6 protein-coding genes are annotated in these 9,575 nt (G+C 47.2%); 3 read left to right on the top strand and 3 right to left on the bottom strand.

Annotated features, from left to right (window positions below; genetic code table 11):
• Both B4F99_RS08445 and B4F99_RS08440 read right to left on the bottom strand, forming a co-directional pair.
• A partial coding sequence (locus B4F99_RS08445; RefSeq protein ID WP_290756786.1) for a GGDEF domain-containing protein occupies nt 1–2,030 on the bottom strand: 2,030 nt, incomplete at its 3' end.
• A 138-nt stretch (nt 2,031–2,168) separates the two neighbouring features.
• A complete protein-coding gene (locus B4F99_RS08440; RefSeq protein WP_023469329.1) occupies nt 2,169–2,591 on the bottom strand; it encodes a CBS domain-containing protein in 423 nt (140 codons plus the stop codon).
• 170 nt (nt 2,592–2,761) lie between these two features.
• On the opposite strand from B4F99_RS08440, the gene B4F99_RS08435 reads away from it, so the two are divergent.
• From B4F99_RS08435 to B4F99_RS08425, 3 genes are all read left to right on the top strand, one after another.
• Nucleotides 2,762–4,969, top strand: a complete 2,208-nt coding sequence (locus tag B4F99_RS08435; protein ID WP_290756781.1) for a methyl-accepting chemotaxis protein — start codon at nt 2,762–2,764, stop codon at nt 4,967–4,969.
• Nucleotides 4,970–5,083: 114 nt separating this feature from the next.
• Complete coding sequence (locus B4F99_RS08430) at nt 5,084–6,241, top strand: helix-turn-helix domain-containing protein (protein ID WP_290756778.1); 1,158 nt, start codon at nt 5,084–5,086, stop codon at nt 6,239–6,241.
• 101 nt (nt 6,242–6,342) lie between these two features.
• Nucleotides 6,343–8,472, top strand: a complete 2,130-nt coding sequence (locus B4F99_RS08425) for a bifunctional glycosyltransferase/CDP-glycerol:glycerophosphate glycerophosphotransferase (RefSeq protein WP_290756775.1) — start codon at nt 6,343–6,345, stop codon at nt 8,470–8,472.
• Nucleotides 8,473–8,529: 57 nt separating this feature from the next.
• Here the strand turns inward: B4F99_RS08425 and B4F99_RS08420 are convergent, their stop codons facing one another.
• Nucleotides 8,530–9,453, bottom strand: a complete 924-nt coding sequence (locus tag B4F99_RS08420; RefSeq protein ID WP_290756772.1) for a hypothetical protein — start codon at nt 9,451–9,453, stop codon at nt 8,530–8,532.
• Nucleotides 9,454–9,575 lie beyond the last annotated feature (122 nt).

The following is a 9,575-nucleotide window of genomic DNA, read 5'->3' as shown; positions in this document are numbered from 1 at the left end:
AGCAGTTCTCCTTCGAGGACGACGGATTCGAGATACTCGGCACTCATCCAGGATTCGAACCAGACCGGTCCGCCTTCTGTCTGTTGCTTCGCATGCTGCATCGCGATATCAACCGAAGATAACAAGGACGTGACGGCTACTGCATCATCGGGGTACCGCACCATACTCATACTGATGCTGACATTGACATACTCTCCGTCGATCTCATAAACGTGTTCGATGACTTGCTTCAATTTCTCGTAATCCACGATATCCTGTTGTGCAACCAACACGGCGAATTCGTCTCCCCCGATTCGTGCGGCTTGTCCCGTTCCGATGAAATGATGTTTGAGTCGATTGGCGAGATCTTTCAAAATCTGATCGCCTGCACCATGTCCGTAAATATCGTTGATTCGCCGGAATTGTCGAACGCTGATGGTGACGAGTTCTCCCGGCTGAGGTGCTTTCAACGCATCTGTCATCTTTTGTTCGAAGCCATTTCGGTTCAACAGTCCCGTCAACATGTCAAAGAGTGCGAGTTGTGTGATCCGTTCTTCGCGCCGGAACTGATCCGTTTCATCATGACAAGATAAGTAAAGTGCAACGCCTGTATCGTCTTCTTTGTTTGCGACATGGACGATGTTGACGAACATGTTTAAGATTTCTTCATCGAACAACATCTTGCAACGAATCGTTTGACTATGGCCTTCCAATGATTGCTTCAACGCTCGCCGCATCCGATTCAAATCAGCCGGATGGATCAGTTCTTCGATCGTCCATCCCGCCGTCGCTTTCGTCAATTGTCGAAAGCGTTCGTTTCCGTTCACAATCGTATAGTCAGATGACATCGCAAGAATCGGATCTGTATTTTGTGAAAAGAGCGACTCGATTTCTGCTTTTTTCTGCTTGATCTCTTTTGTTTTCGCATCATTATGATCGAGCAACCCGGTGATGATGGCCGTCATCGTCCGAAACGCTTGGACGACAGGTTGAAAATCATTTCGCTCCGGTACGTCATAACCGGATTGCCGGCGGTCTTCCGCAAAGGTATTCGCTTCTCCCTTCAGTAAGGAGAGATCTTGGCGAAAGGCGCGTAATAACGATAAGGTCAAAATCAACAGTCCAAGAATTAAGACACTGGTTACACCAAAGAGAAGCCAGGCATTGCGAATGATATGATGGCCTCGATCCTGCATTTCTTGTGCGACTTGGTTGAGTTCTTGATCGTACAAACGATACATACTCGATTCATATTCTTCCGCTTGTCCTGCCAAAGCAGCGTACGTCTCGACTTCTGGAGCACGCAATAGATCATCAAGCGTTTGTGTATAGGCAGCCATCTGTTCCCGCATTGTTGCGACATCTTGACGTCCCGTATCGTCCTGAAGAGGAATCACATCATACAATGATTTGATGAGTGATGCCTGGCGTATCGGTAAATCAATCCGCATCTGCTGAATCCGTAATCGATCAATCGAGCTCGGTTCTTCCTTTTGACGGGCATCTTTTAAGATTTCAGCTGATTTCCCAAGTTGTTCCTCCATCAGAATCAAATTGGAGAAGACATTATAATAAGACCCTGTCTCTTTGCTCAGTACGAGTTGATTGAAGATGATTTCACTCTTGAAATTCGTCATCGTCGTGAAGAAACGATGGTTCGATTCATATCCTTGTCGTTGAAGCTTCTTGACTTCCGCCAAGACTTCTTCCCGTGCCGACCCGGTCGCTTTCATGTTCGGTAGACGATCCGTTAGTTGTTCCAATGCACGATCGGACTGTTTGGACGCTTGTAGAACATCCGTGTCCTCATTCAATGATGAAAAATAATAGCGTGTCACTTCTTGTTCAGCATGATTAAATGGTATCACTTCAGCAATCGTTTTTCCTGATGCTTTGAAGCGATAGCCTTCTTCGAGTGTTTTCATCAAATGTTGACATGCGACGATCAATGCTAATAACCCGATGATCGCAATCATCCATGAGAACGTTTTATAGTAGGAGCGTCTTCGAAAAGCTTCTACGATGAAGACTGGTGATAAACGTCGCAACACATCGTCCTCCCTAAATTGTCATTATGTTTCTATATCGTCGTCTCATACCGTTTCCTGAAGTCGTTTTGGGTCAATAAAAAGCACGTCTTCCCACATCTCTGCGAAAATAAGTGCTTTTTTTACTAGTTTTATTCTTTTTTAATAACTGACGTTCTCACGCGCTACTTTTTTAGCAAAATAATCGATGATGTCACGTCGTCGGATAATCCCGATGAAATGTTTTCCGTCATCGATGACGGGTACGAAATTTTGATCCGTGATGACTTCAATCATCTCTTCCATTTGCGCTGTGATCGAGACCGGTTTATAACGGACGCGTTGTTTGATATCGGTTAAACGTGTCTGCAAGACATGGTCATAATCGGCATGCTCGAGATTTGCTTCGAGTGCCCACAAGACATCGCCTTCTGTCAGCGTTCCTGCGTATTTCCCTTTATTATCAACGAGTGGGACTGACGTAAAACGATGATGTTTCATCTTTTCTAGTGCTTGTCTGACCGTTGACTCAGGATCTAAATATTTCACCTCATCTTTAGGTAATAAGAAAAAAGCAATATTCATTTCTGTTCCTCCCTAGCCACTCTGTGACACTCTTTTCATTTTATCATGAACCCTGCTCCGATTCATTTCTCAAATGATGAAAATCTCTACATAATCCTTCATATTTGGTCATACTCTTCCGATATTCCAAGTAGACAGAATTTAAAGACTATTTAGTTAGGAGAATACATATGCGCCTCCCGATCACGCGTCGCCTGTTCATCGGGCTTATTTTATTGCCCGCTCTCACTCTCGGTGCCTCAACCTGGTTTTCTTATGATCAGACGAGCCAAACCGTCGATCAGCTTGTAGACTCGACGTCACAAACCGCTTTGAAGCAACTCGAACAATCCTTTACACGAATCATTGATGATACGAAGAAGGATACGACCTTACTCGCAGGTCTTCCGTTCAACCGAGCGGACGGCGCTTTACCGAACTACACGGATCAAACGAAACAACCCGATCCGGCTACTCCTCCGACGCAAAAAGCGAGCGATATCTATAGCGTCCTAGAAAAGTACGGTTCATCGAAAATCGAAAACTCCTTCATTCAGTATGCGGATACCGCTGGTGGTTATCTCAACTGGCCAAAACAAGCGGCAGCACCTGGGTACGATCCACGCAAGGAAGACTGGTACAAACAAGCACTCGATAACTCTAGCATCGTCATCATGAGTGAACCGCATTATGATGCGGCAACGAAACTATCCATCATCGGCTTCTCAAAAGCAACACTAGATGCACAGGCGAATATCAAAGGTGTCTTATCCATCTATAAAAGTATCGATCGCCTAGCAGAAGACATGAAGCGGATTGAAATCGGACAAAAAGGATTCGTCTTCAGCTATACCCAAAATGGGAAGATTGTCACCCATCCGAATAAAAATTATTTCTTCAAAAACGTAACGCAGATGAAAGAAGACGGAAAACCTTACTTCTCTGCTCCTAAAGCAATGATGGAACAAGAGTCGGGTTCGACCATCATGGACGTCGCCGGTACAAAATCCGTCGTCATCTGGCAGACCTCGTCAAAAACAGGCTTTAAGTTAGCTGTCGTTCTTGACTATGCTTCCTTGTATGCACCGAAAGAAGAAATGCTCAGCCAATCGTTGATCAACTTCGTCGTCGCGATCGCCTTAGCCACGTTGATTGCTTGGTTGATTGGTCGATCAATCAATCGTCCTTTATCAACACTCCGTCAAGAAGCACTTGCCATCGCCTCTGGTGATTTACGGACGCCAAAACGTCCGACACGTTTCATCCAAGACGAGTTGACGGATCTCACCGAAAACTTTGACGCGATGCGGGCTCGACTACGTCAAACAATTCTCGCTTTGACGACTTCAGCGACGACCGTCCGGGATGCATCTGCCGAACTCTCCACGAATGCAACGCACGTCCAAACAGCTTCTCTGCAAATCGGACGAACGATGGCAGAGATCGCGGCGGCTGGTGAAACACAGACGAAACAAGCAGAGCGCTCGTCCCATGCCGTTCATGGCGTCAAGGAACGGTCGACGGCCATGCAACACGTCGCGTCAACGACATTATCGGAAGTCTCGACCGTCGCTTCCGCAGCCGTTCGCGGAAGTGATGTAACGAAACAGACGATCGCCGATTTACTTGATCATTCCGTCTCACTCGAACAGGAAATCCAAAATACCTCCGACTTCCTCGGTAAACGATCGGATGAGATCGCCAAAGTCCTCGGCACACTACAAGCGATCTCGAGTCAGACGAACTTGCTCGCCTTGAATGCCGCCATCGAAGCGGCGCGTGTCGGTGAACAGGGACGCGGATTCGCCGTTGTCGCGAGTGAAGTCCGAAAGCTTGCGGAAGAGAGTGACGCTTCCGCGAAGCAAATCAAACAACTCCTCGATCATATCCAAAACGAGACACAGACGGCGATGAGCGCGATGCATCATGTCATGGATGATTTGAAACGATCGCTTGATTCCGTCCAGACGACCGGTGACGATTTTGAGCAAATCGCGGGTTCCGTCCAACATGTCTCACGCCGGACAGAAGAACTGACCGGTGACATCCATGCATTGACGCAAGCGACGGAAGAAGTCTCGGACGCCATGGGGACGATTCTCGCCTTGACGGAAGAGAATGCCGCGGGTCTTGAGACGAGTAGCGCAAGCATTCAAGAAACGAACGCGACACTTGAATCCGTGACGTCTGCCGCTACGCATCTTGCGAAGATTGCTGGTAATCTCCATCAATTGACGCTTGATTTCCAACTCGATGATTCGGAATCTTCGGTTCACGACTCCGTTGAAGAGGACCTACATTCGGAAGAATCCGTTTTGTATGAGGAAGCAGCTGTTGCGTCACTTGATGAGGAACAACATAATCCGGATTCAAAGGATCCCTCGTCTTCATCCGAATGATTTTCAGCGAAGCCTTTTCCGGAAGGCTTCGTTTTTCATTGTTTCGTTCTCGACTATCCACGAAAGAGGACATACACTAGAAGCAATCCACTATATTTCGAAAGGAGTCGTGTCATGAATCGCTTGTCGACGTCTGACTTGACGCAAATCGCAGAGCACCTCTACGGGATGACTGGTTTTTTCGTCACGTACCGAGATCATCACGGTACTCCGCTGGCGTTACGTCCAGAAGCTCCATCTCATCCGGGAACCTTACTGATTGAGAACCAATGGCCAGTATTAAAAAAGACTCCTCTACTCTATACCCTGAAAGATGGTACAGCTTACCTCTTTTTAGATGTTCCGGAACAAGGAATGTACCGAATCGGTCCGGTTTTACTACAATCGGCTCTTTTTCGGGCGCACATCCAAGATGAAGCCTACCATCAGTTCTATAAAGTCTTGCCGCGTACGACGGAGAATCGACTTATTGACTGTGCTCACCTGATGTATCGCCTGTTGCACGGGGAAGCTTTACCGAAACGCGAGATCGAACAACAGTCTGATATTCAGGAAGCTGAAATCCCTCTCGTCGCAGACGCCCCTTCCCATACGGGCGTGACGGCGTATCGAAAAGCCTGGCAACGGGAACAACAAATCATCGATTGGATCGCGACCGGTCAAAGCGAGCGACTCGCTACGACGTATTCCTTACCGGCCTATGGTGAGTTCGGAACACTCGCCCGTCATCAGCCGTTACGCGCAGAAAAAAACTTGTTGCTCGGGACCGTCCTCTTAAGCGCGCGTGCTGCAATTCGTGGAGGACTGGAACCGGATGAGGCATTCTCGCTCAGCGACCGGATGATTGAGACAATCGAAGCGGCGACGAGTATCGCTGAATTGCGGAATCGCCATGTCCGGATCACCGTCTCGTTCGCTGAAGCCGTCAAGGAACTTCAAGCCTTACGTCATTCGCCACACGTGTTGGCAGCCATTCGTTATATTCAACAACATCTCTATGAGCCGTTGTCCGTCTCGTCGATCAGCCAAGCCATTCATGTCTCATCCAACTATTTGTCCGTCCTGTTCAAAGATGAGACCGGTCTACCGCTTGCTCGTTATGTCATCCGGGAACGGATCCGGGAAGCGAAGCGTCTCTTGCGTTCTTCGGACGATTCCTTGCTGACGATCTCAAATAAGTTACACTTCTCGAGTCAAAGTCATTTCAGTCAAGCCTTCAAGCAGACGACTGGTGAGACCCCGACACATTATCGACAACGAAGTGAATTTTAAGAGAATCGTGCCTTTTTTTCGTTTTGTGATATCCTATTCAACAGGAACTATTTTCGTGAATCCGTTTTTAGCGGATTCTTTCATCAAAAAGGAGAATCAACATGAACTCAATTAGTGTCATCATTCCTGTCTATCAAACTGAATCACAAACGAAAGCAGCCATTCAATCCGTTCTTGATCAGAAGGTGTCTATCCCGGTAGAAATCATCGTCGTCTTTGATGGACCAAGCCCATACATCGATGAGCTTCGCTCCCTCTATCCGGCATGTACGATCGTGGAACAGGCACATCAAGGAACATACGCTGCACGTCGACGCGGTCTTGAAGTCGCGACAGGTGACTACGTCACATTCCTCGACAGTGATGATATTCTCGCACCACGTGCGCTCTATACGTATATCAAAGCCTATGAGAAATCACGCGGCGAAGTCATCATCGGTAAAGTCTCACCCGTCTACAATAAGAAAAAATGGCTCATGCCGATCGATGATGATCGTTATTTCTTCTATACTCGTACGAAGTTCAATTCGCGTCATTTGACGACGGTTCACGGCTGGATGATCAAAAAGGACTTGCTGAACGACTTGCCGGTTCTTGAGACACGATGGTTCGCTGATACGATCATCGCGCATACGATTATCTCAAAACTGACGAACTTGACATCGGTCAGTTATGTCGTCTACGGTCGAAACTCACGCAGTACGCCACTCGAAGGACAATCACTCTACCAAGCACGTGATATCACGACATTGACGGATATCTCACGGATTTACGGTATGTTATCTGCTCATACGCAGGATAACGATGTTCAAAAATTCTTGAATACATGGTACAAACGCTTCATCTCAAAGCGGGGTCGCGCGTTGCTTGAACGAAGCACGTCAAAAAGTCAGCAGGCAGACGTGTTCCGTCATGTCGCTTACGATTTAAGACGGACGAAGACACGGAGTAAGTATCTACAAGCATGGTCGACAGGTTCATACTTCATGTTCCGTTCTTACATCACTGCCGTGAAGACAAAACGGACGTTACGGACGGCACGACGCAAAAAGATCAAGAACGGTCTGATGCTCTATCGTCTGTTCCAAAAGATGCCGGTCAAAGAGAACCTCGTCTTATTCGAAAGTTTCCTCGGACGGAGCTACTCTGATAATCCGAAGGCGCTTTATCTGAAATTAAAAGAACAACGCCCTGAACTTGAACTCGTCTGGATTTTCTCGAAAGAACCTTCAGATGACGTCAAGGAAGCTTGTCCGAACTGGGTGCTCAAAAACAGCTTCGCGTACTACCAAGCGATGGCACGTGCAAAGTACTGGATCTTCAATACACGTCAACCGCTCAGCTTAACGAAACGCGAAGAAACGATCTACCTTCAAACGTGGCACGGCACACCATTAAAACGACTAGGTCTCGACATGGAAGAAGTCCACATGGCAGGAACGAACGCGACACGCTACAAACGGAACTTCTACAATCAAGCACAGGAATGGAACTACTTGATTTCTCCGAATGCCTATTCGAGCGAAATCTTTAAGAGTGCGTTCGGGTTCCAAAACACGATGCTTGAGACCGGTTATCCACGAAACGATCTCTTGTATGCAGACGATCAAGCTGGTCTCATCAGTGAAATCAAAGCACGTCTTGATATCCCAGCTGACAAGAAAGTCGTCTTGTACGCACCAACATGGCGGGATGACGAGTTCATCGCACGTGGAAAATACCGCTTTGATCTCCAACTCGACTTGAACGAGATGCAGGCACGCCTTGGTGATGATTACGTCGTCTTGCTCCGGATGCATTACTTGATCGCTCAAAACATGGACATCAGTGGACACGAAGGATTCGCCTATGACGTGTCGTCATACGGTGATATCGCAGAGTTGTATTTAATCAGTGACGTGCTAATCACCGACTATTCGTCTGTCTTCTTCGATTATGCGCACTTACAACGTCCAATGATCTTCTTTACGTACGACTTAGAAAAATATGCATCGACGTTACGTGGGTTCTACTTCGATTTCGAAGCAGTCGTTCCGGGACCACTCCTAAAAGAAACGGATCAAGTCATCGATTATATCGAACAGATTGATACGAAGTCTGTCGCTTACCAAGAAAAATATGATCGCTTCCTCGAACGGTTCTGTAGCTTGGATGACGGCACGGCAAGTGAACGTGTTCTTGCTGAGTTGTTCCCGAATGCAAGCTCAGCAGATGCTGAAGATGCTGAATAAGGAGACACAATGAAAAAGGAGAAAGATGCGCTTTTGCGCTCTTTCTCCTTTTTCGTATCATCGTCTACGATATGGTGCGATCCGCTCTTCAAATTCAGGGTGAACGAAACTAGGACGTAACGATAAGACGACCTCACCGAGGAGGTGTTCTACCACGTCGTCCCATCGTTCGACGATCTCAGACGTAGTCTTCGCAGATACATCCCCCTCTTCGAGTAATGCTGTCTCATCTGTCGTTCTCATGAAGACCCATGTATCATCAGATCGTTTGCGCCCCATTAAGGTGATACGTCCACCTTCCATCCGGTACAGAAGGATTCGCTCCCATTGACGCTTCCGACTCGGTACCATGACTTCACGATGTCGCGCGATGATTTGCTCTTTGATCGTTTCCCGGCTAGCAACGAGATTCGGACAGAGATGATAGAAGTCATCTGTTCTTGGATGCTTGATCCCAAAGTGTGGAATACCCGATGCTTCAAGACGCTTCATCCATTCCACCTTCGCTTGTCGTAAGTGTGTCCAGCGAACAAGATGACTTCGGACGCCCCATCCTGTGATCACGAAAGGATGTCGACGCAATTCTTCGACTGACGCAAACAACGTCTGCTTTTCAAAAGAAGTTTCCTGGCAGAGTTCTTCGAAATGATTGATCGATGTGACATCATTGCCATGTTGCATCGGGAATAGATTGTATAGATGAAAGCGTCCCGATAAGACTTGTCCTTCATAGATTCCCTCTACGATCCGGATGATTTGTCGCATCGTCTCATCCAACCGACCAATTTGACCCGTCGCTTGTCCTGCCGTATCAAGTTGCTGACGTAATGAAGGATCGACCATCGCAGAACCGGGATTCAACATCAGGCACGCACCGAGCGACGTCTCACTCTCTCCCCACTGGATATATGTATGATAGCGATACAGTACGTCTTGCTCTAGCCGGAATGTCGCATACACTTGAACATCGTTAGTCTCCATCATGAAGCCTCCTATACTTTTATATATAACTTGATTATTTTACCATATAGAGGTTCTTATTTACTTCCTTTTATACATCAGGTCAATCAAAAAATGGAACTGACTCAAAAGTCAGTCTCTAC

The sequence above is a fragment of the Exiguobacterium sp. UBA3491 genome, from assembly GCF_002377745.1.
Classification (GTDB): domain Bacteria; phylum Bacillota; class Bacilli; order Exiguobacteriales; family Exiguobacteriaceae; genus Exiguobacterium_A.
The sequence above is the reverse complement of the archived record's forward strand: the minus strand, read 5'-3'. Positions and strand labels throughout refer to the sequence as shown.